Below are 25203 nucleotides of genomic sequence, written 5' to 3' on the forward strand. Positions count from 1 at the left end.
CATTAAATTGTCATATCATACAAATTTATGAATAAATCAGATATTCAGGATTCATAATATTAATTAATAATTATGAATCAAAAAGGAGTATTATATGAGTAATAATATGGATCTTGGATACGATATGTTCTGCTATCAATGTGAACAGACAGCCGGCGGAAAAGGCTGCACTAAACTCGGCGTATGCGGAAAGACGCCAGAAATAGCCAATCTTCAGGATTTGCTTATCTATCAGCTGAAAGGTATCAGCTTCTATGCCAGACATATTCTGGATTCAGGACTTAATGTTGACAAATCCGTTGTCAGCTTTATTGAGAATTGTCTTTTTACCACTCTTACCAATGTTAATTTCAATGTAGATGACCATGTCCATCTTCTTAAACAATCACAGGACATCAAAAATAATCTAAAAAATATAGTAGGGACAACTGATTATATTACCCCATCTGCTGCATACGAACTGCCAGAAACTAAAGCTGATATGCTGCGTGACGCGCCAATGGCAGGCATTATGTACGACAAAACTCTGGATCCTGATATCCGCTCATTAAGACAGACTATTCTTTATGGTCTTAAAGGAATAAGCGCCTACGGTCATCAGGCAAGGGAACTTTCATACTATAGTGATAATGTTGACAATTTCTATATCATTGCACTCGAAGCCATAACAGATAACACCCTGACTGTCGAAGAACTTATCCGTCTGACTCTTAAAACAGGCGATATGGCTATTGAGGTAATGAAAAAACTTGATGAAGCAAACACAACCATATATGGTAATCCATCACCACACCCGGTCAACGTTCACATTAAGAAAGGTCCCTTCATCATTGTTTCAGGTCATGACCTTAAAGACCTTGAAATGCTTCTTAAACAGACCGAAGGCCTTGGCATTAATATATATACCCACGGGGAAATGCTCCCTTCCCATGGTTATGAAGGTCTTAAAAAATATAAGCATCTTGTAGGTAATTTTGGCGGCGCATGGCAGGACCAGCAAAAACAGTTTGATAATCTTCCCGGCTGTATCCTTATGACAACCAATTGTCTCATGCGTCCAAGAGACACATATAAAGACCGTATATATTCTACTAATGTTGTAGGCTGGGATGGCATAAAATATATAGAAAAGAAGCCTGACGGTGAAAAGGATTTTTCTGAAATCATAAAACAGTCTCTTGAACTTGGAGGATTTACCGAAGAACAGGAAGTAAAAGAAATTCTAGTAGGATTCGGACATGAAGCTGCTCTATCTCATGCAGGCGAACTTGTTGAAGCAGTAAAATCAAAACAGATACGACATTTTTTCCTGATTGGTGGCTGTGATGGTGCAAGACCTGGCAGAAGTTATTTTACTGATTTTGCCACTATGGTTCCTGATGACTGCATGATTCTCACCCTTGCATGCGGCAAATATCGTTTTAATAAGCTTGATTTCGGCACAGTTGCCGGACTTCCAAGGCTTCTTGATATCGGACAGTGTAATGATGTATATTCTGCTATTCTTATTGCCAATGCCCTTGCAGATGCATTTGATACAGATGTCAATGGACTTCCTTTATCTCTTATTGTTTCATGGTATGAGCAGAAGGCTGTTGCAGACCTTCTCGCCCTGTTAAGCCTTGGTATTAAGAATATTTATCTTGGTCCGACACTTCCAGCATTCTTAAGCCCTAATGTATTACAGTACCTTGTAGACACTTTCCAGTTAAGACTTATAAGCAATCCAGAAGATGACATTAAGACATGTCTTGGACAGGCTGTTTAAATGTTCCTCCTAAAAAGGCTGCCACAAAGTGACAGCCTTACATACCTCATTAACATTCTTATAATTCTGCCAGTCCTGCAAGTGCAACATATTTTTCTGATACTGTAAACCATGTAGGGAAATCTGTTATTCCTGACTGTGGCAGATTAAATATCCGCTGGAATTCCTTAACCGCTGCTGCCGTCTGCTCACCATATATTCCATCAGTACTTAGGACCGGAATAGAACTATAATACTCTCCTATAAGGTTAAGCTGTTCCTGAAGCTGTCTTACCTTCTGTCCTGATGAACCTATATCAAGATTAGTTCCCGGCCATGAATAAGGAATTCCGCTTATCTGTTCTGCCGCATTAATATACACATCCTGACCATAATAATATCTTAATATATCAATCGATGAATAATTCTGATCTCCCAGATACTTGCTTCCCCACTGTGAAAGTCTGTTAGGACATGTCACCCTCTTTCCATCACAATACTGTGTAAGTATTGGCTGCTTTACATTAGGTCTTGATATATAATTGTCAAATATATCATCTACTACCTGTGATATACTTTCGAACACATTTCTTCCATTAACCCATTTCTGGTCATATGCAGTTGATGATGTTATTGTAAAATCATAAAATTTGTTTCTATACCATTCTGTATATACCCGGTTTAATGTAAATGACATAATAGCAAGCACATTTGCCTCAATTGTCTGCCTCGGCCATGTTGAATATATTTCAGAGCTTGCCACATTCTTAATATAGTCCTTATAAGTAACATAATAATTATCTGCCTCAGTATCTTTAGGCGGTCCGTCATGTACAACTACAATTTCAGGAACAACAACTCTGTCAAGCACAATTTCACCCGACTGTCCCATAGGCTTAATCTCTTCCTCATCAATCTTAGGTGGGTAATCTCCATATAATGTGTTAACAGGTATGACTATATTATTCTGTGAATTATCCCTTGCAGACATCTTTACATTCTGAATGCTTAGCGCCCCCGAAAACATATCACTGCCTGATATATTTACATTATCAAATCCTGGCGCACTTACAGCTATGTCATACTCTGAAAATGGCTGCCTGTTCCCCGGTTCCATGCTATATTCAATTGGAGGCGTTCTTAAGTCGTTAAATATACTTATCCCGTCTCCGTCTGTACCACTTTCTCCTATTATATTATCAGGATTTCCTGTATACGACAGTCTTACAGCCGCTCCTTTAATTGGCACATTTTCTTCATTGACAACACTTACCTTCAATCGGCCTTTATCAATATTATTTTCTGGCACTTCAAATGTATGTACATATCCAACGTTCATAATCTGTCCTCTTTCTCATCTTAAGATAAATATATGTGACAGGTACGCTTATTATGTCTTTTGCATACAATAATATGATTAATGTTATCGGAGATATTATGGCTCAATATAAGATTGCTGTAGATGCCGGACATGGGGGTTGTAGATAACGCAAGTAATGAAAACAACGAAAATACAAGGAGAAAGGCAACTGTTGTACCTATTAAAATAAAATATGTGTGAGAGGACAAGCCTTTCAATAATGTAGACGTTCAGAAATGAGCGTCTATTTTTATACCCAAAATGAAAGGAGCATTAGATTTATGAAAAAGACATGGAAACGATTGTGTACGGGCTTCTTAGCTCTTGCAACTGTCGTTACTGCTTTACCGACTACACCCGTTCATGCAGAAAGCAAGCAATACTGGACGGAAAGTGCAGAACGTGTCGGTATCATTGAAAAAGTAATGAATGACGGTTCTATTGGTTCGACATTCAATGAGGGCTATATGAAAGTCGAGGGCGAAACTGCCTATTGTATTGACATCAATACAGATTTTAAGAACGGCTATAAGACCAGAGCTGACGCAAGCTCACGCATGAGTGCCGACCAGATTTCAGATGTGGCGTTATCCTTAGAGTATGTCAAACAGTATGGCGAAGCTCACAAGGAATTGAACTATAAACAAGTCTATCTGTTGGAACAATGTGTTGTCTGGCAGAAATTGAGCGTACATCTTGGCTGGCAATGTGATAACGTGCGAGCTTCTTATGATGAAATTCCAAAGACTACGCAGGACGAAGTTTTCTCTGGTGCAAAAGCCTTTGTCAAAGAAAATAAAGGACGCTATGAATGTGGCGGTTATATCTATCTGGCGAGGGGCAGGAATTGGGACAATTCTGGGCGAAACTGAATGTTGGAAATGCAAAACTGCAAAAGACTTCTAGTAATGCCAGCATTACAGACGGTAACGGGAATTACTCAATCGCTGGTGCAACCTATGGTGTCTTTGCTGATAAGGACTGCACAAAACAGCTTGCCACCCTTACGACTAATGAAAACGGAAATACAGATGTTGTAGAGGTAAAAGCAGGCACAGTCTATATCAAGGAATTATCCGCACCAGCAGGATATAAAGTAGATAAAACTGTATATTCCTTAAAGGTTGAAGCTGGAAAAACAGCGACTTTGAAAGTATCAGATACACCGAAAGTAACAGACACTTTGATTGAGCTTTTCAAGATAGATATGGAAACACAGAAAGACAATCCGCAGGGGAATGCTTCTTTAGCAGGTGCGGAATTTACATGGAAGTATTATGCAGGCTTCTATAACAAAGACAATCTCCCTGCCGAAGCTACTCGTACATGGGTTACAAAGACAATCGCTGAAACTGATAGCAATGGGATAACTCATTACATCACAAAATTAGCGGACACATACAAAGTATCTGGCGACAGTTTCTATATGCAGGACGGTAAAGCGGTTTTTCCACTTGGGACACTAACCGTTGAGGAAATAAAAGCTCCAAACGGATACTTGTTAGAGGGTGCATATATGCAGGCTGGCGATAAGTTCGAACAGATAAAAGGCTTATACCTTACACAGATTACCGAGGACGGCGACCTTGCCGTATTAACTGGAAATAACCAGTTTTCCGTATCTGACAAGGTTATCCGTGGCGGTGTCAAAATTCAGAAACGAGATTTAGAAACGGGCGATACCAAACCACAAGGAAGTGCCACTTTGAAAGATACTGCCTTTGACATCATTTCCTTAAATGATAATGTAGTATTGGTTGAGGGTAAGTTATACAAGAAAAATGAAGTGGTAAAGATAATTCGTACCGATATTGAGGGTATCGCTTCTACTTCTGCTGACCTCTTACCCTATGGAAAATTCCGTATCGTTGAAAGTGAAGCTCCCGATGGTTACTTAACTGACGGTGCAAAACCGATTGATTTTACAATCACAGAAAATGGAAAAATCGTGGACTTAACCGACAAAGCTCATTCTATCTATAATCAGATTAAGCGTGGAGATATTGAGGGTGTAAAAATCGGTGCAGGTACACACAAGCGTCTTGCTAATGTTCCCTTTAGGATCACAAGCAAGACGACGGGTGAAAATCATGTAGTGGTAACTGATGATAACGGGCAATTCTCCACTTCTGCTGAATGGGCTTCTCATAAGCACAATACAAACGCAGGCAAGACCAGCGAGGACGGTGTATGGTTTGGAACTTCTGAACCAGACGACAGCAAGGGTGCGTTACCTTATGATACCTACATCATCGAGGAATTACGCTCTGAAAGCAACAAAGGCTTTGAGCTTATCCCACCTTTTGAAATCGTGGTATCAAGAAATAATCTTGTGATTGATTTAGGGACTTTGACTGATGAATACGAGAAAGAAATCTCTATTCATACCACAGCGACCAGCAAAGACGGCGAAAAGACTATCCTTGCAGGAAAAGAGGTTACAATCGTTGATACTGTCAAATTAGACGGACTTACAAAAGGCACAAAGTATCAGTTGAAAGGCTGGCAGATGTTAAAGGAAGAAAACGCCGAGCTTATCATTGACGGGAAACGTGTAGAAAACGATTATACCTTTGTCGCTGATGATGAAGAAATGAAAGTGGAAATTTCCTATACATTCAATGCGTCTGCTTTAGGTGGCAAAAACCTTGTTACCTTTGAAGAATTATATGATTTCAGCAATCCAGACGAACCCATAAAAGTTGCAGAACACAAAGACATTGAGGACGACGGGCAAACGGTACTTATCACAGAGCGTATCATCAAGATACATACTACCGCTACCGATAAGGACGGCAACAAAGAGCTTAAAGCAGGAAAAGACGTTACAATCATTGATACCGTAACCTTAGAGGGCTTAGAAGTCGGTACACAGTACAAACTTGTGGGCTGGCAGATGTTGAAAGAAGAAAATGCAGAACTTCTTATCAATGGAAAACGTGTGGAAAGTGATTACACTTTTATTGCTGACAGCGAAACTATGAAAGTGGAAGTTGCTTTTACGTTTGACGCTACTTCTCTTGACGGCAAACAGCTTGTAACTTTTGAGGAATTATACGATTTAAGCAATCCAGACGAGCCGAAGAAAGTTACCGAGCATAAGGATATTGAGGATAAGGGACAGACGATTACTTTTAAGGAAAAGCCAGAAGAACCAGAGAAAACCGAAACACCACCGACACCAGAAAAGCCTAACAGACCTAGCGACAGTCCCAAAACGGGCGACAGTACAAATGTAATGGCATTTGTTGTGATGTTGCTTGCGTCTGCTGGTGGACTGGCTGGAACATATCTTTACAAACGCCGTAAAATGAAGAAATCATAAGGCGGTAACGGTATGATGAAAGAAAAATCACGCTCTCCGCCGAAGCTGTCAAACGGCAGATTTTTGCTTATTCTGGCTTGTCTGCCTACAACCTGCAAGAACACGGATAGTCAAGGGTGCGTAAGCATTGATTTTACCCTTTACTATCTGAGGGATTGCTGGTACTTCCCAAACCGCCAGAATAAGAAATCACAATTAAAAAACTTATCAAATATAGAAAGAAACGAGGTAAAACAATATGGAAATGAAATATGTCGTGCCAGATATGGCACAGTCTTTTGGAACTCTTGAATTTGCAGGCGAAAGCGAGCCAGTCTTTGAAAGAGATAAAAATAATCGCAGGGTCTTAGCCAGACGAGGCTATAACCTTTATTCCGACGTACAGAAAGGCGAAAATGTTGTGGTAGAAATTCCCGTGCAGGCTGGCGAAAAGAAGTTCAAGTATGAGCAGAAAGTAAAACTTGTCAATCCGAAGTTATACGGCAGAGGTTACGCAATCGGGGATATGGGACATACCGATTATGTATTAGTTGCTGATGATATTGTAGCAGTTGAAGAAAAGTAAAGGAGTGAAGAAGTTATGAGATTATCAAACGGATTTGTTATTGACAAAGAGAAAACATTTGGAGAATTAAAATTTACAGCAGTGCGTGATGTGTTCTTACAGAATGAGGACGGGACACCGAGTACCCAGCTTAAAAAGCGTATCTATGATTTGAAGTGCAGTCTGCATGGTGGAATTATCCCCGTGTCTATACCGCCAGAAGTACCGTTAAGGGAATTTCCGTACAATGCAGTTGTGGAGCTTGTCAATCCCGTAGCCGATACGGTATCACGAAAGACCTATACGGGTGCAGATGTGGACTGGTATGTAAAGGCAGAGGATATTGTATTGAAGAATAAAGGAAACCAGAACGCAGGAAGTCCACAGAACCATACACCGCAGGGACAGCCGAAAAAATAAAAATTCTCCTCATAAGTTAGAAAAATAGAGGTACTCTCCCGTTAGTAGATTGCCTACCTTATCGTAAATGGTTAAAATAACGATAGGAGGTGGCACAAATGTATCAAATCAACAATGAAAAATTTGGACAATTTTTAGCCGAAGTGCGAAAAGAAAAACAAATGACACAAAAGGACTTAGCAGATAAGTTGTTTGTGTCGGATAAAACAGTTAGTAAATGGGAACGTGGAAACAGTATGCCAAATGTTACATTACTTATCCCTATTGCTGATATACTTGGTATTACAGTAACAGAACTTTTACAAGGAGAAAAATTAAAAGAGAACAAGACATTAAATAGTGATGTGGTAGAAACTCTTGTTGTAAACTCGTTAGACTTGTCGTTGCGTGATACAATTCATCAACGAAAAAAGAACTGGATATTTGCATTTCTTATCTCAATCGGTGTGGTAGTTATAGAGGCAATATTATTAACTGTTTCTGGAATTTCCATAGAACAAATGGGAGATAGTTTGTATATATCTTTGTTAATGCTTTTGTTTGCAAGTTGGCTTTGCATTTTTGCGAAAGAATTATTACCGACATATTATGATACAAATAAAGTTAATTTTGTATCACAAGGAATTTTCAGAATACACATGGCAGGGCTATCTTTTAATAATGCAAACTGGGGATATGTATTAACAGTATTTAGAGTATTTACATTAGGAACTGCTATTCTATATCCTATTATTTGCTATATCAGTTTTTTAGTTGGTGGCATTTCATTATGGAATACTGTAAAATATCCAGCTATAATTATTTTGCTGATAGGAATGTTAGTAACAACCTATATTGTTGGGAAAAAACACGAATAATGATATAAGCAGTTAGTCTTAGGATTGACTGCTTTTTTCTTACCCAGAAAGGAGTGATTGATTTATGCGTAAGATTTGGAACAAAGGACACCGTATCAGAGCCAGCGACAAGCACCTTGTCTACCATTTTTCCATAGGAACGCTTCTGTTTGTATTTGTGGCGGTTCTTTTGCTACTAAATATAAAACAGTTCATGTGTACTGATTGGGAGCATTTCAGCTTGTTAGAGAACGGCTTGACGCTTTCCCCTTACAACTTCATAACCATACTGATAGCGACTGGTGTTTGTGCATTGGTCGCTTTTCTGTATTACCGCTTCTGTTATGACAGTTTCAAGAAGCTCCTGCACCGTCAAAAGCTGGCAAGAATGATACTGGAAAATAAGTGGTATGAAGCCGATACCATACAAGACAGCGTTTTTTTTACTGACCTGCAAAGCAGATCAAGGGAAAAAATCGTCTGGTTTCCAAAGATTTATTATCAAATGGAAAAGGGACTGCTTCATATCCGATGTGAAATCACATTAGGAAAATATCAAGACCAGCTTTTACGGTTAGAGGATAAATTGGAAAGTGGCTTGTATTGTGAGCTGACCGACAAGACCCTGCATGACGGCTATATCGAATATACCCTGCTTTATGATATGATAGCGAACCGCATTACCATTGATGAAGTACGGGCAGAAAACGGCTGTCTTAGACTGATGAAAAATCTTGTCTGGGAATATGACGCACTCCCTCATGCTCTGATTGCTGGTGGGACTGGTGGCGGTAAAACCTATTTTCTGCTGACGCTCATTGAAGCCTTACTGCATACCAACGCTGTCCTTTATATCTTAGACCCGAAGAACGCTGACCTTGCAGACTTAGGGACAGTTATGGGAAATGTGTATCACACCAAAGAAGAAATGATAGATTGCGTCAATGCCTTTTATGAGGGCATGGTACAGCGAAGTGAGGAAATGAAGCGACACCCGAACTATAAGACGGGCGAAAACTACGCCTATCTGGGACTGCACCCTGCTTTCTTATCTTTGATGAATATGTGGCATTTTTTGAAATGCTGGGGACAAAAGAAAGCGTGAGCCTACTTAGCCAGTTAAAGAAAATCGTTATGTTAGGGCGACAAGCAGGTTATTTCCTTATCGTTGCCTGCCAGCGTCCAGATGCAAAGTATTTCTCGGACGGTATCAGAGATAACTTCAATTTCCGTGTGGGACTTGGGCGTATCAGCGAATTAGGTTACGGTATGCTGTTTGGTTCAGATGTGAAAAAGCAGTTTTTCCAGAAGCGTATCAAAGGGCGTGGCTATTGTGATGTGGGAACAAGTGTTATCAGTGAGTTTTACACGCCTTTAGTCCCGAAAGGACATGATTTTTTGCAGACTATCGGCTCTCTTGCACAAGCAAGGCAGGACGGGACGGCGACGTGCGAAGCGAAAGGCGACGGCACGGACTAGCCGTTGCTGGTGTGGCGTAAGCCACGCCAGCAGGTAAAACCCCTCGGTATCTAACAGAGGGGTACGTTTGCAAATAGACAATAGACGAAAAACATAGGAAACATAAGGCTTCTGGCATGGTTTTCTAGCAAAATTCAGTTGTGAAGTCGCCTAAAAAAACTTCACACTTTACAGATTGGGGGTATGGTTCTGAATGAAGAACAATGGATAAAAGAATTACGGGAGAAACGGATTGCTTATGGTATCTCACAAGGCAGGTTGGCGTTGGCTTCTGGTATCACAAGGGAATATCTCAACAAGATAGAAAGTGGAAAAATGAAGCCGTCAAAAGAACTTCTGGAAACTCTGCATAAAGAACTGGCAAGGTTCAATCCAGAAGCACCGCTTACCATGCTGTTTGATTATGTGAAAATTCGTTTTCCCACGCTGGATATACAGCACATCATCAAAGACATATTAAAACTGAATATCAATTATATGCTCCATGAAGATTACGGACATTACAGTTATACGGAGCATTATTCTTTAGGGGACATCTTTATCTATACGTCGGCTGACGAAGAAAAAGGTGTCCTTTTAGAATTAAAGGGGCGTGGTTGCAGACAGTTTGAAAGTTACCTGCTGGCACAGCAAAGAAGCTGGTATGACTTTCTTATGGACGCACTCGTAGACGGTGGCGTGATGAAGCGTATCGACCTTGCTATCAACGACCATACGGGCATTTTGGATATTCCAGAGCTTGCGGAAAAATGCAGGAAACGGGAATATATCGGAAAGTCCAGAAGTTATAAGTTTTACCAGTCGGGCGAGCTTATCAAGCACAGAGAGGACGACAGAGAATATATGGGGCGTACCCTTTATCTTGGTTCATTGAAATCAGATGTGTATTTCTGTATCTATGAAAAGGACTATGAGCAGTACGTCAAGTTAGGAACACCGCTGGAAGAAGCCGACATTATCAATCGTTTTGAGATACGGCTTCGCAATGAACGTGCCTATTATGCAGTACGAGATTTGCTGACCTATTATGACGCAGAGCAGACCGCCTTTTCTATCATCAACCAGTATGTGCGGTTTGTTGATGAAGAACCAGACAAGCGGAAAAATGACTGGAAACTCAATGACCGTTGGGCTTGGTTTATCGGCGATAACAGACAGAGCTTAAAGCTGACGACAAAGCCAGAGCCTTACACCTTAGACCGTACATTGCGTTGGGTACAAAGGCAGGTAGCACCGACCTTAAAAATGCTGAAAAAGATTGATAAGGGAAACGGTACAGACTACATGGAAACAATCGAACAGCAGGCAAAGCTCACAGAAAAGCATGAAATGATAATCAAACAACAGACGACCCCTGCAAAAGATTTGGTGGAAAGTTAGGAGTGATAAAAAATGTGGGTATTATTAAAAGACTTCCTGCTGGTATCTATGGGAATGGGTATCGGCGTAGTCTTGATGTGTATTTTGAATGTCGGCAAAGAAGCTGACTATGAAATGAAACAATTAAAAGAAAGCGAGGACAATTAAATGAATTTCGGACAAAATTTGTATCAATGGTTTTTATCAAATGCACAAAGCTTGGTGCTTATGTCGATCGTGGTTATCGGTATCTACTTAGGTTTCAAGCGTGAGTTTTCAAAACTTATCGGCTTCTTGGTAGTTGCCTTAATTGCTGTCGGCTTGGTATTCAATGCTGGCGGTGTGAAAGATGTACTGTTAGAGCTGTTCAATAAGATTATCGGTGCATAGCGATTTTTATTGTAGCACATATATGAGAATGGTATAATGTGGATATGAATTACGTGATAGAAATGAATTTGGTGCAATAATAACAGATGTTAATTTGCGTTGCTTGTGGCAACGGCTGTTTTGATATTTAATAGTTGTATCAAAACAAAGGAGGCATAGGTTATGTTAAACGAAAATATTAGAAATCTACGAAAGGCAAAAGGACTTTCACAAGAAGAATTAGCTATAAAGCTAAATGTAGTAAGGCAAACAGTATCTAAATGGGAAAAAAGTTTATCTGTTCCAGACTCAAGTATGCTTGTTTTGTTAGCAGAAGAACTTGATACATCTGTAAGTACCTTGCTAGGAGAAACCGTACAAGAAGAATGTTTGAACGAGGGAGATTTAAAGAATATTTCTGAAAAACTTGAAATTATCAATCTTCAATTTGCTAAAAAAAGCGAAAGGAAAATTAAAACTATTCGCTATTCACTTGTTTTAGTATGTGTAATTATTGCAGTAGTATTTATTGCTCTTGCAACTATGAATAGCGAATATTTGACTTGGGATTTTAATAACCCAGAATTAGCGATTGTAGGCACTCTACTACATGGGTTCGAGTTTTTGTTTGTAAGGTTAGCACCTTTTGTTTTTATCGGTTCTGTAATCGGCATTGTACTCACATATAGAAAGCGATAATTTCATATCCATACACACAAAGCAGTTAGTCTTAGGATTGACTGCTTTTTTCTTACCAAAATTTCAGATTGGAGTGATGAAATGAACGATGTTTTTAAAGATATGCAGGTAAAAGTCGGTTGCGATTATCTTTCTGACCTGCCCTCTTACAAGCGTAAGGTGTGGCAGGAAATGAAACGACTGAACTCTGCCGATTATGAAGAAAGACAGTTAGAAGATTTTTCTAAATATGTGTTTGGTATGTCGTACCAGACCTTAAAAGATGTGATGAAACAACAGAAAGGACGTGAGGAACAATGCAGGAAACAAGGGTGCTGGTGGAAACGAAAGGAACAACTGGCGAAGAAACAATATCATACTGGTTTGAACTGCCGATAGATGTTGCCGAGTTTGAAGAAAAGTTAGGTATCGGTGCAGAAAGTGGGGATTACCGTATTATCGAAAAGGTGTTGCCTTATGCTGATGAAGTCCACGAACATACAAGCGTGTACCAGCTCAACGAATTAGATTTTATGTACCGCCAGCTTTCAAGCGATATGCAGGAAGAATATACAGCACTTCTTACCGTGTTTGAGAATTTAGAAGCACTTTATATTTGTAGAAACGTGATTACCGTTTATCCCGACTGCAAAAGCATGATAGATGTTGCAAGGCAAAAGCTGATGAACGACCCGACGTTCAAACATTTATCTGAGGACTGTCAAGAATACTATTTCGATTTTGAAGCTTACGCTTCTCACTTGCAGGAACACGGGAAATTTTTAGTAACAGAACACGGTATCTTTGAACTGCCAGAGTAGGAAATGAGGTGGTGCTTATGATTGATGATATGGCGGTTTACATTGCTAATCTTGGCAAATACAATGAGGGCTATTTAGTTGGTGCTTGGTTCACATTTCCTATTGACGAGGAAGATGTGAAAGAAAAAATCGGCTTGAATGAACAGTATGAGGAATACGCAATCCATGATACCGATAACTTTCCCATTGCGATTGGCGAGTATGTTTCCATTGAAGAACTGAACTCTATGTATGAAATGATAGAGGAACTTCCCGACTATATCGTAGAATGTCTGGACGAATTTATCAGTCACTACGGGACGCTGGAAGAAGTCGTGGAACACAAGGACGACATTTATTATTATCCCGACTGTGAAACTATGACAGACGTTGCCTATTACTACATAGACGAATTGCAGGCACTTGGGGACATTCCACCCAGCTTACAGAACTACATTGACTATGAAGCTTTTGGGCGAGATTTGGATATAAGCGGTTGCTTTATTGAAACAAGCCGAGGTATGTGCGAGATACCATATTAACGCTGGACGATCAGCGACAAGCATTGTTGCTACTGACAGCGTATTTCTCTTTTAAGGGACAGTCTGAAACATGGCTGTCCTTTTCTCTTTGAAGAACTTACGAAAGGAGCTGAAAGAACTTGAAAAAGATTAAATCTTATACGGGTATCTGGAACGTGGAAAAAGTCTTGTATGCAATCAATGACTTTAACTTGCCCTTTCCCGTTACCTTTACACAGATTACATGGTTTGTGATTACAGAATTTATCATCATTCTGTTTGGGGATATTCCCCCACTTTCCATGATTGAGGGAGCATTTCTCAAATACTTCGGTATTCCTGTTGCTCTCACTTGGTTTATGTCGCAGAAAACCTTTGACGGAAAGAAGCCGTACAGCTTTTTGAAATCACAGATAACCTATGCCCTGCGACCTAAAATCACTTATGCAGGAAAAGCCGTAAAACTGCATAAGCAGACCTTGAATGAAACAATCACGGCAGTAAGGAGTGTGAACTATGTTCCCGATAAAATATATTGACAATAACCTTGTCTGGAACAAGGACAATGAGGTATTCGCCTACTATGAGCTGATACCGTATAACTATTCTTTCCTATCCGCAGAGCAGAAATTTATCGTGCATGACAGCTTTCGACAGCTCATTGCACAGTCCCGTGAGGGTAAAATTCATGCGTTGCAGATTGCCACAGAAAGCTCAATCCGCAGTATGCAGGAGCAGTCAAAGAAGCTGGTAACTGGAAAATTAAAGGAAGTTGCCTGCCAGAAGATAGACGAACAGACCGAAGCGTTAGTATCTATGATTGGGGACAATCAAGTGGACTACCGTTTTTTTCTTGGCTTTAAGCTCATGGTTACGGAAGAACAGTTCAATCTGAAGAACATCAAAAAATCGGCGTGGCTGACGTTCACAGAATTTCTCCATGAAGTAAACCACACGCTGATGAATGACTTTGTTTCCATGCCGAATAATGAAATCAACCGTTACATGAAAATGGAAAAGTTACTGGAAAATAAAATCTCCCGTCGCTTTAAGGTGCGTCGCTTGGAAATCAATGATTTTGGGTATCTCATGGAACATCTTTACGGCAGGGACGGTATCGCCTATGAAGATTATGAGTACCAGCTACCAAAGAAAAACTACAAGAAAGAAACGCTGATAAAATACTACGACCTTATCCGCCCGACAAGGTGTGTGATTGAGGAAAGCCAGCGGTATTTACGATTGGAACATGAGGACAAGGAAAGCTATGTGTCCTACTTTACTGTCAATGCGATTGTTGGCGAGCTTGATTTTCCGTCGTCTGAAATCTTCTATTTCCAGCAACAGCAATTCACATTTCCCGTTGATACTTCTATGAATGTAGAAATCGTGGAGAACCGAAAAGCACTTACCACAGTAAGAAATAAGAAAAAGGAATTGAAAGACCTTGACAATCACGCTTATCAAGCAGGAAGTGAAACCAGCTCAAATGTGGTGGACGCATTAGACAGCGTGGACGAGCTGGAAACCGATTTAGACCAGAGCAAAGAAAGTATGTATAAGTTAAGCTACGTTATACGGGTGTCTGCACCCGATCTTGACGAGCTGAAACGCCGTTGTGATGAAGTCAAGGACTTTTACGACGACCTTAATGTAAAGCTGGTGCGTCCTGCTGGGGATATGCTGGGGCTTCATTCTGAATTTTTTCCTGCCAGCAAGCGATATATCAATGACTATGTGCAGTATGTAAAATCAGACTTCTTGGCTGGGCTTGGCTTTGGAGCGACCCAGCAGTTAGGAGAAAGCACGGGTATCTATATGGGCTATTCCGTTGATACGGGAAGAAATGTGTACCTGCAACCGTCTTTAGCTTCGCAGGGCGTAAAAGGCACAGTTACAAATGCCCTTGCTTCTGCTTTTGTCGGTTCGCTTGGCGGTGGGAAGTCGTTTTGCAACAATCTTCTGGTGTATTATTCGGTTCTTTTTGGGGGACAAGCGGTTATCTTAGACCCAAAATCAGAGCGTGGCAACTGGAAAGAAACGCTCCCAGAAATCGCCCATGAAATCAATATCGTAAACTTAACCAGCGATAAAGGAAATGCAGGACTTCTTGACCCATTCGTGATTATGAAGAATGTAAAAGACGCTGAAAGTCTGGCAATCGACATCTTAACATTCCTTACGGGTATTTCCTCTAGGGACGGCGAAAAATTCCCCGTGTTACGAAAAGCGGTTCGTTCCGTTACCCAGAGCGACAGTCGGGGCTTGCTCCATGTAATAGACGAGCTACGCCGTGAAGATACGCCCATATCAAGAAATATCGCAGACCATATCGACAGCTTCACGGACTACGACTTTGCACATCTGCTGTTTTCAGACGGTACGGTGGAAAATGCAATCAGCCTTGATAACCAGCTCAATATCATTCAAGTAGCCGACCTTGTACTGCCAGATAAGGACACGACCTTTGAAGAATACACGACTATTGAATTATTGTCGGTATCTATGCTGATTGTGATTAGTACCTTTGCCCTTGATTTTATCCATTCGGACAGAAGTATTTTTAAGATTGTCGATTTGGACGAAGCGTGGGCGTTCTTAAATGTGGCACAAGGAGAAACGCTCTCTAACAAGCTAGTTCGTGCTGGACGAGCTATGCAGGCAGGCGTTTATTTCGTTACCCAGTCTGCCTATGATGTTTCAAAGGAAAGTCTGAAAAACAATATCGGCTTGAAATTTGCATTTCGTAGTACCGATATTAACGAGATAAAGCAGACCTTAGAGTTTTTCGGTATCGACAAAGACGACGAAAACAACCAGAAACGGCTTCGTGATTTGGAGAACGGACAATGCTTATTGCAGGACTTATATGGGCGTGTCGGCGTGGTGCAGATACACCCAGTCTTTGAAGAACTATTACACGCTTTTGATACCAGACCGCCCGTACAGAGAAATGAGGTGGAGTGATGAAAGAAAGGATAAAAGGTGCGTTCACAAAAAAGAAGATTTTCCACGTTCTCAAAATGGCTCTGTTCGTGGTGGCACTCTCCCTTATCCTGCTTTCACTTCTGGGGACGGTGGCTCATGCGACGGGGCTTGTGGACGATACCATAAACGCAGAAAATCTGTATTCCAAATATCCTCTTTCCAACTACCAGCTTGATTTTTATGTAGATAATAGCTGGTCGTGGCTTCCGTGGAACTGGCTGGACGGTATCGGAAAATCGGTGCAGTACGGACTTTACTGCATTACTAACTTTGTCTGGACGATAAGCCTTTATTTAAGCAATGCTACGGGCTATGTGGTGCAGGAAGCCTATAAACTGGACTTCATCAATGATATGGCAGACAGTATCGGAAAAAGCATACAGACCCTTGCAGGCGTTACCGAGAACGGCTTTTCTTCTACGGGCTTCTATGTTGGTTTTCTGCTTCTTATTATCTTAGTGGTGGGAATGTATGTTGCCTATACGGGACTGATAAAACGGGAAACCAGCAAGGCACTTCACGCCGTTATCAACTTTGTGGTGGTGTTCGTGCTGTCCGCTTCTTTTATTGCCTATGCTCCCGACTACATCAAGAAGATAAATGAATTTTCATCAGACATCAGTACCGCTTCTTTGGACTTGGGAACAAAAATCATGCTCCCCAATTCTGACAGCGAGGGCAAGGACAGCGTGGACTTGATACGGGACAGCCTATTTTCTATTCAAGTACAACAGCCGTGGCTACTTCTACAATTCGGCAACAGCAACGCTGAGGAAATCGGGACAGACCGTGTGGTCGCTCTTGTATCGGCAAGTCCAGAGGACGAGGACGGGAAAACCAGAGAGGAAGTCGTGAAAACAGAAATTGAGGACAACGACAACAACAATCTGACGATACCGCAGGTTGTAAACCGTTTAGGCATGGTGTTCTTCCTACTGTTCTTCAATTTAGGGATAACAATATTTGTATTCTTACTTACGGGCATGATGTTGTTCAGCCAGATACTTTTTATTATCTTTGCAATGTTTTTACCTATCAGTTTTCTACTTTCCATGATACCGAGCTATGAAAGCATGGCAAAGCAGGCAATCGTGAGGGTGTTTAATACCATTATGACACGGGCAGGAATAACGCTCATTGTAACGGTGGCGTTCAGTATTTCCAGTATGTTTTATAACATATCCACAGACTATCCGTTTTTCATGGTGGCGTTTTTGCAGATAGTATGTTTCGCTGGTATCTACATGAAGCTGGGCGATTTAATGAGTATGTTCTCTTTGAACGCTAATGACAGTCAAAGCATGGGACGAAGAATTTTCCGCAGACCGTATCTGTTTATGCGACATAGGGCTAGGCGTATGGAACACCGTATTGCAAGGGCGGTAAGTGCTGGCGGTATTTCGGGCGGTGTCGCTGGTGCGGTGGCTGGAAGTGCCGTTGCTGGAAAACGAGCTGAAAGAAAAAATACAGCTTCTAAAGAAAATCGGGGCAATACCACTTCCAGCATGGGACAGCGTGCAGGCTCAAAGGTGGGTGCTGTCTTAGATACGAAAAATAAAGTGAAAGACAAGGCAAACGCTGTCAAAGAGAATATCAAGGATATGCCGACACAGACCGCTTATGCGGTGTATTCCGCAAAGGAAAAGGCAAAGTCCAGCGTGTCTGACTTTAAGCGTGGCATGGTGCAGGAACAGCAGTCCAGACAGACGGGACGCTTGGAAAAGCAGGAACAGCATAAGAAAAATATCGCTGACAAGCGTATGGAGCTTCAAAAGGCACAAGAAGCAAGGCAGGTACAGCGAAAGGCTGACGGATCAGCGACAACGGGAGCTACCCGTCCCCATGAGCGACCAGCCACAGCTTCAAAGCCGAGTGCGGAAAAAACACAGGAAGTCAAACGTCCTGCCACAGCGACCACTTCAAAAGCAAGTGAGCCAGTCAAGACAAATGTTATCAAAGAGCGTCCGTTATCTTCTGGTGCTTCTGATAGGAAAGCGACCCAGTCTGCACAGCCAGTACATAGGCAGAATGTAGAAAAAGTGGTATCGCAGGAAACACGCCAGAATTACACCAAAGACCGCAGGACAAAGGTTCAGCAGACCCAGAGTGTCCAGAAGAACCAGCAGACAACAGAGAAAACCCGTAACCTTGTAACGAAGAAAGGACAGAAGAAAAAATGAAACTGAAACATATCGCTATCATTGGCAGTCTGTTTCCTATCCTCTTTTCTCTGGTGCTTTTCTTTGGTGTCCTCATTAGTGCAGACAGCGACGACGAGAACAGCAACTTTTCTTCTGGCATTACGGGTATGAACTTATCAGCAGAAGTCTTGAAACATCAGCCTATGGTGGAAAAATACGCCAGAGAATACGGTATCTCCGAGTATGTCAATGTGCTATTGGCTATCATTCAAGTAGAAAGTGGCGGTACGGCAGAAGATGTTATGCAGAGTTCGGAAAGTCTTGGTTTACCGCCTAATTCCTTAGATACGGAAAGTTCAATCAAGCAGGGGTGTAAGTATTTTGCGTCCCTGCTTTCTTCCTGCAAAAATCAAGGTATCGACGATTTGAATGTAGCGATACAATCCTATAACTATGGCGGTGGTTATGTGGGATATGTGGCAGGAAAAGGAAAGAAACACAACTTTAATCTTGCAGAGAGCTTCGCCCGTGAGAAGTCGGGTGGAAAGAAAGTAACCTACACCAACCCGATAGCCGTTGCAAAGAACGGGGGCTGGCGGTATGGCTATGGAAATATGTTCTATGTGGAATTAGTCAATCAATATTTGACCGTGGCACATTTTGATAATGCGACGGCACAAGCGATTATGAATGAAGCGTTGAAATATCAAGGCTGGAAGTATGTGTATGGTGGCAGTAACCCGAACACTTCCTTTGATTGTAGCGGACTTGTGCAATGGTGTTATGGAAAAGCTGGTATCTCCTTACCGAGAACAGCACAAGCACAGTATGACGCTACCCAACATCTCCCACTCTCGCAGGCAAAGGCTGGGGACTTGATATTTTTCCATTCTACCTATAACGCTGGAAGTTATGTAACTCACGTCGGTATTTATGTAGGAAATAATCAGATGTACCATGCAGGCGACCCGATAGGATATGCAGACCTAAGCAGTAGTTACTGGCAACAGCACTTAATCGGTGCAGGACGAGTAAAACAATAGAAAGGACTTGAAAATATGTTTAAGAAGAATAAGAAACAGACAGAAACTATCAAAAAACCAAAAGAAAAAAAGGTGCGTACTGTCAAGGTAGGCACACATAAGAAAACCGTGATTGCGTTGTGGGTGGTGCTTATCGCAAGCGTGAGCTTTGGGGTGTATAAGAATTTTACGGCTATCGACCAGCACACGACCCATGAAAAAGAAATCATTGAACTTCGCTTGCAGGACACCAACGGGATTGAAAATTTCGTGAAGAACTTTGCGAAGTCTTATTACACATGGAATAACAGCAAAGAAGCGATTGAAGCAAGGACGCAGGCAATCAACGCTTATCTGACAAAGGAATTGCAAGACTTGAATGTTGATATAATCAGAACGGATATACCGACCAGCTCCACAGTTACAGATGTGATTGTATGGCATATCGAGCAATCGGGAACGGATACTTTTTCTGCTACCTACGAAGTAGATCAGCAGATAAAAGAGGGAGAACAGACAAGCAATGTGAAAGCAACCTATACTGTAAAAGTCTATGTGGACGCTGACGGGGATATGGTAATCGTTCAGAACCCTACCCTTGCACCAGCAATCGAAAAATCAGACTATGAGCCTAAGGCACCAGAAGCAGACGCAAGCGTAGACGCTGATACTGTCAATGACGCTACCGCTTTTCTGGAAACATTCTTTAAGCTCTACCCAACAGCCACAGAAAAAGAGCTTGCCTACTATGTAGCTGGAAATGTGATTGAACCTATCGGCAGGGACTACCTTTATTCTGAATTGGTAAACCCTATCTTTACAAAGGACGGGGACAATGTGAAAGTCAAGGTTGCTGTAAAATTCCTTGATAATCAGACAAAGGCAACGCAGGTATCGCAGTATGAGCTTGTGCTACATAAGGATAGTAACTGGAAGATTATAAAATAATAGCTCTATTATACCCCCCTCCTCAATATGTGTCATGCTAGCTTGACATTTGAAGTCAATATGATATAATGACAATGTAAGGCTAACTTGACACTGAAAAGGAGGGGTGATTTTGAAAAACCGTGTAAAAGAGTTGCGTGAAAAGGAGGGACTAACGCAAAAGAAATTAGGCGAAAAAGTAAATGTTTCAAGACAAGCAATCAACGCTATTGAAACGGGAAAATATGACCCATCACTTTGGTTGGCTTATGATATTGCACAACTATTTAATATGAGCATTGAAGAAGTATTCAATTTTAAGGAGAGTGAGAGAAAATGAAATCATTAAAAAATCCTATGACTAATGCGATTTATATAGCTTCAATTACTGCTATTTACGCTATGATATTTATAGTTTCGTCTGAATTTGTATCAAAGTATGCTTATTGGCTTTCTGATAGTCGGTGGTCTTTGTTCATTCAAAACAAAAACATGAAATTTATAGGACTTGGGATGATTGGCATAGCAATTATCATTGACATATTCTCTGCTTTAAGAAGAAAGAAATATGATGAGTATCAAATAATTGCATTAGAAAAAATCATGCTATTTAATGGACTTTTTATAACGATTATCTTTCCATTTTCTTTATTTATACTTATTTTTGCACCGATATATTTTGTGGAAACGATTTTTGCTTTTATTCTATTTCAATGGTTGTGTATGGTAATTACAGAAGTGCTTTATTTATTTAAGAATTATAAAATTTAAGTGGAAGGAGTTGTTACTATGTGGTTTGTTTGGGTTATGTGGGGAATAGTTACCATTTCTATTATTGCAACAATTATTTTGATGACAGGAAAGGGAAGTAAATTTGTTACTGGTTTTAATACTAAAAGTACAGAAGAAAGAGCACAATATGACTCAAAAAAAGTGAGTAAACAAGCAGGAATTTTTATGATTTTAATAGATGTAGGATTGATTGCACTTGTTTCGTATATTCAATTTAGAGCCGTTCCAGCTATTCAAAATAACACAATTTCAAATTATGGAACAGAAATAACTATTGTTTCATTAGGAATTTGTGCTTATATAATTCTTGTTGCAATGATAGCGGTTATTCGTGGCTTTAAGCATAGTAAGAAATAATGAGGTTAGAATGATAACCTCAAGTTCCTATGTAATTATTAAAGAAATTTACTACAAATAATTTGTTTGAGGTATTGGTATGATAAGACTTAAAAAACGAGATATAAAAAAGGCATTAAAAGCTGGTGCAAAAGCTGGCGGTGTATCATTAGCTGATGTTCGAGCTGATATTGAAGCAACGATTGATGAAGCAATGAACAGTACCGACCCTGATGTGCAGGCAAATTTCAAAAAGTATTTTGGAAATAAACGCCCTACGCCAGAAAAATATATTTATAAGATTACGAAAAAGACAGTAAAATAAGTGCTTTAAAGGGGGCTTGTATTATGGAACGCTTTAAGTACAATCTTATACGGTCATACACTACCTAACTGCATTTTATCAACAACTGAATATTTTATAGCTATAATAGCTCGTATAAAACTATATGTTTTGTGCGGGCTTTTTTCATACCCGAAAAAATTAAATTTTTTTCAAAATAGGTCATTAAATCACACCTTTCATTCCCTATATGGTGCGGAAAGAGGGATAAACACTTTTCAAATCATAGAGGAAAGGGGGTGAGATTGATGAAACCGTCTGACTTCCAGAAAACAGTTCAATGTCGCTTTGAAAGTTGTTTGAAGAAAGTTGTCCGTCATGTTGTAAAGGACTACCAGCAAGGATTGAAACGACGAAAAGATAAAGAAATTCCATTCTGTGAACTTCCAGAAATTTTCGTTGAAAATTTTGCTGTGTGGGACGACTACGAAACAGATTATACAATCTTTTCAGTATGTGGCATTGATATTCGTGTCCTTGATGATGGGCTGGCAGAAGCCTTGAAGAAACTTCCAGAAAGAAAGAGAAATACTTTGTTGATGTATTACTTCTTGGAAATGACAGAAAGTGAAATTGCCAACTTGCAAAAGATTACGCAAAGCGGTGTATTTAAAAACCGACATCATGCTTTAGAAACTATGAAGAAAATACTAAAGGAGAAGCAGTAAAATGAAGCAAACATTTAAGAAGCCGTCCTACTATTTGCTTTCGCAGGCAATGGACGGGGACGAAAAAGCGATTGAAAAGATACTGGCATTTTATGACCCTTACATATCAAAGTGCTGTCTGCGTCCACTCTATGATGAATACGGAAATGTTTATATTGTCGTAGATATGGAGTTAAAAGGACTTATCAGAGAAGCACTTATCAAAATGATTTTAGGGTTTGATATTGCCTTAGAAATCGAAGAAGAATAACAAGCAGTAACCGCAGAGCATGATTTGTTCAATCCCCTCTTTCCTGCTCTGCACCTGCTTTTACATGAAAGCAACACGCTTTCGCCACAGCTCTTTGACAACTGAATAAAGCAGACAGATACGTTTGTGAGATAGAGAGCCACGGAAACTGTACGCCATAACCTTTCCAAAAGAAAGCGAGCGACCCACGCAGTGATCCGAGAGCGACTGTTGGAAAAGTCGTTTTGCCACGACCTATCCTCACAGAATAATGATACGTCCGCATGGTGCGGTTCTGCCCACAAGAATGGGAATAGTTGAGATACTAACGGAGCTTTCCAAAGCCGTCTGTCTGCTTCTGTAACATTGTGAAAAATACGCATATTGGATAAGCCTATGTGCGTATGTTGAGAATAGATAGCTGACTAAGGGGGCTGATAACTTGGCTAAAAAAGAACCTGCACAATATATCGTAGAACGGGAATTTTTAGGTAAATTTTCCGTAGAGGAATTGCTTGTCCGTATCGTGAAATCTCATGTAAAAAAAAGACTATCAAGAGGGTAAAACCCTTGAAAACAATGGAAAGAAGCCGTACTTTATGGTATAATATTATCATAGGTACGGCAGTTGAATAGGTGGAAAAATGATTTATCAAAAAGGTTCAAACTTATTTAACGTGGCTATTTATATCAGATTATCACGAGAGGACGGAGATAAGGAAGAAAGCGATAGTGTAGGAAATCAGAGAAAACTTTTAACAGAATATGTGAACAAGCATGATGACTTTATCTTATATGATGTTTATATTGATGACGGTTTTACGGGAACGAATTTTAATAGACCAGACTTTCATAGAATGATTGCTGACATTGAAGATAACAAGGTAAATTGTGTTGTTGTAAAAGACCTTTCCCGTTTCGGACGAGATTACATTGATACGGGGCGATATTTGGAAAGAATATTTCCAGAGCTTAATGTTCGTTTTATTTCTGTAACAGATAATATTGATAGTATGAAGCAGGCATACGATATGTTACTTCCTATTAAAAATATATTCAACGAACAGTATGCCAGAGATATTTCTAATAAAGTTCAAGCGACTGTAAAATCAAAGCAGAAAGCAGGAGAATTTATCGGAGCTTTTACAAGCTATGGTTATAAGAAATCTCCTGCAAATAAAAATAAACTTGTGATTGATGAATATGCGTCCGAAGTTGTAAAAAGAGTATTTACTATGTATGCACAAGGAATAGGGAAACAAAGCATTGCAAAAATACTAAATGCAGAGGGTATCCTTTGTCCGTCGGAATATAAAAAGCTCAATGGAGAAAATTACAAAAATTGTAATCGGTTAGAAAAAACTTCTTATTGGACTTATTCTACAATTAAAGTGATGTTGCAAAATGAGATTTATATTGGAAACATGGTACAAGGAAAGAAACATCAACGTATGAGAAGCAAACAGCGTCTAGTTGAGAAAGAAAACTGGATAAGGGTTGAAAATACACATGAACCGATTATAGACCGTCAACTGTGGGATAAGGTACAAAAACTGCTGACAAAAAAGCATAGGGATATTGATTTAGAAACAAATAAAAATATCTTTGCAGGTTTTATTAAGTGTGGCGATTGTGGTCGGGCAATGATGAAAAATTTCTGGCGACGTGCTGACGGAAGTAAGTCCTATTCATTCTATTGTGGAACTTACAAAAGAAGCGGAAAAGATTATTGCACTCCGCACACGCTCCCGTTTCAAGTATTGAATGATATTGTGCTGGGAGATTTAAAGCAGATTATCCGCAATGTAGAGAACTTGCAGGAACTTGTAAAATCACAATCTTTCACAGCAACAAAAATCAGAAAATCAACAGACATAGAACTGATAAAGTTAAAAGCAGAGCTTGAAAGAGTGAAGAAGTTGAAAAAGTCAATTTATGAAGATTACAAAGACGAACTGATTTCTAAAGAAGAATTTCTTTCTTATCGAGAGGACTATCAACAAAAAGAAACGCTTTACTCCAAACAGATTGAAACGCTGGAAGAAAAGAAAAAGGAAAGTGTAACAGAAGATGTTTTTGAAACACCGTGGTTAAGGCGGTTGTTGGAACTGAAAGACATTGAAGAATTAGACAGAGATATTATTGTGGAAATGATAGACCAGATAACAGTTTATGAAAACCGCAAACTTAAAATCTCATACAACTTCGGAAATGAACTGGAACATTTATTTTCAAGCGTTTACTGTGAGGACTTGGAGAAAAAGGCTATCTAATCTCAATACATTTCTAACTCCCCATATATACTGGGGAATACATATC

At 40.1% G+C, this 25203-nt stretch carries 24 protein-coding genes and 3 pseudogenes; 26 read left to right on the forward strand and 1 reads right to left on the reverse strand.

Translation table 11 applies throughout. The features are described 5' to 3' along the window. The first annotated feature begins 94 nt into the window (after positions 1 to 94). Positions 95 to 1768, forward strand: coding sequence for a hydroxylamine reductase (gene hcp / locus DW963_RS01025; protein ID WP_117913509.1), 1674 nt, complete (start codon positions 95 to 97; stop codon positions 1766 to 1768). A 58-nt stretch (positions 1769 to 1826) separates the two neighbouring features. On the opposite strand, the gene DW963_RS01030 is transcribed toward hcp, so the two are convergent. Then, on the reverse strand, positions 1827 to 3086 hold the full coding sequence (locus DW963_RS01030) for a peptidoglycan-binding protein (RefSeq protein WP_117913510.1): 1260 nt from the start codon (positions 3084 to 3086) through the stop codon (positions 1827 to 1829). A 302-nt stretch (positions 3087 to 3388) separates the two neighbouring features. On the opposite strand from DW963_RS01030, the pseudogene DW963_RS01035 reads away from it, so the two are divergent. The 25 genes and pseudogenes from DW963_RS01035 to DW963_RS01165 all read left to right on the forward strand — a co-directional run bounded on the left by DW963_RS01035 (position 3389) and on the right by DW963_RS01165 (position 25157). Next, a pseudogene (locus DW963_RS01035) lies at positions 3389 to 6432 on the forward strand (SrtB-anchored collagen-binding adhesin). A 238-nt stretch (positions 6433 to 6670) separates the two neighbouring features. Beyond that, a complete protein-coding gene (locus DW963_RS01045; RefSeq protein ID WP_117913512.1) occupies positions 6671 to 6997 on the forward strand; it encodes a YdcP family protein in 327 nt (108 codons plus the stop codon). Between the two features lie 15 nt (positions 6998 to 7012). Next, positions 7013 to 7396 (forward strand): YdcP family protein, encoded by a 384-nt coding sequence (locus DW963_RS01050; protein WP_008370415.1) that lies wholly within the window; start codon positions 7013 to 7015, stop codon positions 7394 to 7396. Positions 7397 to 7494: 98 nt separating this feature from the next. Beyond that, positions 7495 to 8253, forward strand: coding sequence for a helix-turn-helix domain-containing protein (locus tag DW963_RS01055; protein ID WP_117762155.1), 759 nt, complete (start codon positions 7495 to 7497; stop codon positions 8251 to 8253). Between the two features lie 64 nt (positions 8254 to 8317). Continuing rightward, a pseudogene (locus DW963_RS01060) lies at positions 8318 to 9711 on the forward strand (FtsK/SpoIIIE domain-containing protein). Between the two features lie 183 nt (positions 9712 to 9894). Then, positions 9895 to 11091: a MobT family relaxase gene (mobT, locus tag DW963_RS01065; protein ID WP_117913513.1), complete on the forward strand. Its 1197-nt coding sequence runs from the start codon at positions 9895 to 9897 to the stop codon at positions 11089 to 11091. Positions 11092 to 11124: 33 nt separating this feature from the next. After that, positions 11125 to 11238, forward strand: a pseudogene (locus tag DW963_RS13175) (DUF3789 domain-containing protein); the annotation flags it as partial. Then, positions 11239 to 11460: a hypothetical protein gene (locus DW963_RS01075; RefSeq protein ID WP_003060793.1), complete on the forward strand. Its 222-nt coding sequence runs from the start codon at positions 11239 to 11241 to the stop codon at positions 11458 to 11460. A 162-nt stretch (positions 11461 to 11622) separates the two neighbouring features. Continuing rightward, a complete protein-coding gene (locus tag DW963_RS01080; RefSeq protein WP_117913514.1) occupies positions 11623 to 12138 on the forward strand; it encodes a helix-turn-helix domain-containing protein in 516 nt (171 codons plus the stop codon). An 81-nt stretch (positions 12139 to 12219) separates the two neighbouring features. Then, on the forward strand, positions 12220 to 12516 hold the full coding sequence (locus DW963_RS01085; protein ID WP_117913572.1) for a conjugal transfer protein: 297 nt from the start codon (positions 12220 to 12222) through the stop codon (positions 12514 to 12516). Continuing rightward, positions 12435 to 12938, forward strand: coding sequence for an antirestriction protein ArdA (locus DW963_RS01090; protein ID WP_117913515.1), 504 nt, complete (start codon positions 12435 to 12437; stop codon positions 12936 to 12938). The genes DW963_RS01085 and DW963_RS01090 overlap by 82 nt, the downstream gene beginning before the upstream one ends. Before the next feature lie 17 nt (positions 12939 to 12955). Continuing rightward, positions 12956 to 13459: an antirestriction protein ArdA gene (locus tag DW963_RS01095; protein ID WP_117913516.1), complete on the forward strand. Its 504-nt coding sequence runs from the start codon at positions 12956 to 12958 to the stop codon at positions 13457 to 13459. A 119-nt stretch (positions 13460 to 13578) separates the two neighbouring features. Further along, entirely contained in the window at positions 13579 to 13977 is a 399-nt protein-coding gene (locus DW963_RS01100; RefSeq protein ID WP_004843362.1) for a conjugal transfer protein, read from the forward strand. Continuing rightward, positions 13955 to 16405, forward strand: coding sequence for a conjugal transfer ATPase TcpF (gene tcpF / locus DW963_RS01105; protein WP_117913517.1), 2451 nt, complete (start codon positions 13955 to 13957; stop codon positions 16403 to 16405). Before DW963_RS01100 ends, tcpF begins: the two co-directional genes overlap by 23 nt. Then, positions 16405 to 18606: a CD3337/EF1877 family mobilome membrane protein gene (locus DW963_RS01110; RefSeq protein ID WP_117913518.1), complete on the forward strand. Its 2202-nt coding sequence runs from the start codon at positions 16405 to 16407 to the stop codon at positions 18604 to 18606. Before tcpF ends, DW963_RS01110 begins: the two co-directional genes overlap by 1 nt. Next, a complete protein-coding gene (locus DW963_RS01115; RefSeq protein WP_117913519.1) occupies positions 18603 to 19610 on the forward strand; it encodes a C40 family peptidase in 1008 nt (335 codons plus the stop codon). Before DW963_RS01110 ends, DW963_RS01115 begins: the two co-directional genes overlap by 4 nt. A gap of 15 nt (positions 19611 to 19625) precedes the next feature. Then, complete coding sequence (locus DW963_RS01120) at positions 19626 to 20537, forward strand: conjugal transfer protein (RefSeq protein ID WP_117913520.1); 912 nt, start codon at positions 19626 to 19628, stop codon at positions 20535 to 20537. 112 nt (positions 20538 to 20649) lie between these two features. Beyond that, positions 20650 to 20856: a helix-turn-helix transcriptional regulator gene (locus DW963_RS01125; RefSeq protein WP_023921725.1), complete on the forward strand. Its 207-nt coding sequence runs from the start codon at positions 20650 to 20652 to the stop codon at positions 20854 to 20856. Further along, a complete protein-coding gene (locus DW963_RS01130; RefSeq protein WP_005428623.1) occupies positions 20853 to 21287 on the forward strand; it encodes a hypothetical protein in 435 nt (144 codons plus the stop codon). Before DW963_RS01125 ends, DW963_RS01130 begins: the two co-directional genes overlap by 4 nt. Positions 21288 to 21305: 18 nt before the next feature. Beyond that, the gene (locus tag DW963_RS01135) at positions 21306 to 21665 is read left to right on the forward strand and encodes a DUF3784 domain-containing protein (RefSeq protein ID WP_023921721.1); all 360 of its coding nucleotides are present in this window, start codon (positions 21306 to 21308) and stop codon (positions 21663 to 21665) included. A gap of 79 nt (positions 21666 to 21744) precedes the next feature. After that, positions 21745 to 21969 (forward strand): hypothetical protein, encoded by a 225-nt coding sequence (locus DW963_RS01140; protein ID WP_005428625.1) that lies wholly within the window; start codon positions 21745 to 21747, stop codon positions 21967 to 21969. 266 nt (positions 21970 to 22235) lie between these two features. Beyond that, on the forward strand, positions 22236 to 22655 hold the full coding sequence (locus tag DW963_RS01145; RefSeq protein ID WP_005428626.1) for an RNA polymerase sigma factor: 420 nt from the start codon (positions 22236 to 22238) through the stop codon (positions 22653 to 22655). Between the two features lies 1 nt (position 22656). Next, positions 22657 to 22905, forward strand: a complete 249-nt coding sequence (locus DW963_RS01150) for a helix-turn-helix domain-containing protein (protein ID WP_004613734.1) — start codon at positions 22657 to 22659, stop codon at positions 22903 to 22905. 421 nt (positions 22906 to 23326) lie between these two features. After that, positions 23327 to 23449, forward strand: a complete 123-nt coding sequence (locus DW963_RS13490) for a hypothetical protein (RefSeq protein WP_278278309.1) — start codon at positions 23327 to 23329, stop codon at positions 23447 to 23449. Between the two features lie 79 nt (positions 23450 to 23528). Continuing rightward, positions 23529 to 25157 (forward strand): recombinase family protein, encoded by a 1629-nt coding sequence (locus tag DW963_RS01165; protein WP_117468936.1) that lies wholly within the window; start codon positions 23529 to 23531, stop codon positions 25155 to 25157. The last annotated feature ends 46 nt before the right edge of the window (positions 25158 to 25203 follow it).

Origin of the sequence: Eubacterium sp. AM46-8 (assembly GCF_003466705.1) — a bacterium.
Lineage (GTDB): Bacteria > Bacillota > Clostridia > Lachnospirales > Lachnospiraceae > Lachnospira.

What these genes read in the sequence shown, in the direction of transcription:
- DW963_RS01140 (WP_005428625.1), top strand. Translation starts at nt 21,745, where the DNA reads ATGATAAGACTTAAAAAACGAGATATAAAAAAGGCATTAAAAGCTGGT.
- DW963_RS01165 (WP_117468936.1), top strand. Translation starts at nt 23,529, where the DNA reads ATGATTTATCAAAAAGGTTCAAACTTATTTAACGTGGCTATTTATATC.
- DW963_RS01050 (WP_008370415.1), top strand. Translation starts at nt 7,013, where the DNA reads ATGAGATTATCAAACGGATTTGTTATTGACAAAGAGAAAACATTTGGA.
- DW963_RS01150 (WP_004613734.1), top strand. Translation starts at nt 22,657, where the DNA reads ATGAAGCAAACATTTAAGAAGCCGTCCTACTATTTGCTTTCGCAGGCA.
- DW963_RS01130 (WP_005428623.1), top strand. Translation starts at nt 20,853, where the DNA reads ATGAAATCATTAAAAAATCCTATGACTAATGCGATTTATATAGCTTCA.
- DW963_RS01080 (WP_117913514.1), top strand. Translation starts at nt 11,623, where the DNA reads ATGTTAAACGAAAATATTAGAAATCTACGAAAGGCAAAAGGACTTTCA.
- DW963_RS01045 (WP_117913512.1), top strand. Translation starts at nt 6,671, where the DNA reads ATGGAAATGAAATATGTCGTGCCAGATATGGCACAGTCTTTTGGAACT.
- DW963_RS01095 (WP_117913516.1), top strand. Translation starts at nt 12,956, where the DNA reads ATGATTGATGATATGGCGGTTTACATTGCTAATCTTGGCAAATACAAT.
- hcp (WP_117913509.1), top strand. Translation starts at nt 95, where the DNA reads ATGAGTAATAATATGGATCTTGGATACGATATGTTCTGCTATCAATGT.
- DW963_RS01110 (WP_117913518.1), top strand. Translation starts at nt 16,405, where the DNA reads ATGAAAGAAAGGATAAAAGGTGCGTTCACAAAAAAGAAGATTTTCCAC.
- DW963_RS01090 (WP_117913515.1), top strand. Translation starts at nt 12,435, where the DNA reads ATGCAGGAAACAAGGGTGCTGGTGGAAACGAAAGGAACAACTGGCGAA.
- DW963_RS01030 (WP_117913510.1), bottom strand. Translation starts at nt 3,086, where the DNA reads ATGAACGTTGGATATGTACATACATTTGAAGTGCCAGAAAATAATATT.
- DW963_RS01115 (WP_117913519.1), top strand. Translation starts at nt 18,603, where the DNA reads ATGAAACTGAAACATATCGCTATCATTGGCAGTCTGTTTCCTATCCTC.
- tcpF (WP_117913517.1), top strand. Translation starts at nt 13,955, where the DNA reads ATGTTCCCGATAAAATATATTGACAATAACCTTGTCTGGAACAAGGAC.
- DW963_RS01120 (WP_117913520.1), top strand. Translation starts at nt 19,626, where the DNA reads ATGTTTAAGAAGAATAAGAAACAGACAGAAACTATCAAAAAACCAAAA.
- mobT (WP_117913513.1), top strand. Translation starts at nt 9,895, where the DNA reads ATGGTTCTGAATGAAGAACAATGGATAAAAGAATTACGGGAGAAACGG.
- DW963_RS01075 (WP_003060793.1), top strand. Translation starts at nt 11,239, where the DNA reads ATGAATTTCGGACAAAATTTGTATCAATGGTTTTTATCAAATGCACAA.
- DW963_RS01135 (WP_023921721.1), top strand. Translation starts at nt 21,306, where the DNA reads ATGTGGTTTGTTTGGGTTATGTGGGGAATAGTTACCATTTCTATTATT.
- DW963_RS01085 (WP_117913572.1), top strand. Translation starts at nt 12,220, where the DNA reads ATGAACGATGTTTTTAAAGATATGCAGGTAAAAGTCGGTTGCGATTAT.
- DW963_RS01055 (WP_117762155.1), top strand. Translation starts at nt 7,495, where the DNA reads ATGTATCAAATCAACAATGAAAAATTTGGACAATTTTTAGCCGAAGTG.
- DW963_RS01145 (WP_005428626.1), top strand. Translation starts at nt 22,236, where the DNA reads ATGAAACCGTCTGACTTCCAGAAAACAGTTCAATGTCGCTTTGAAAGT.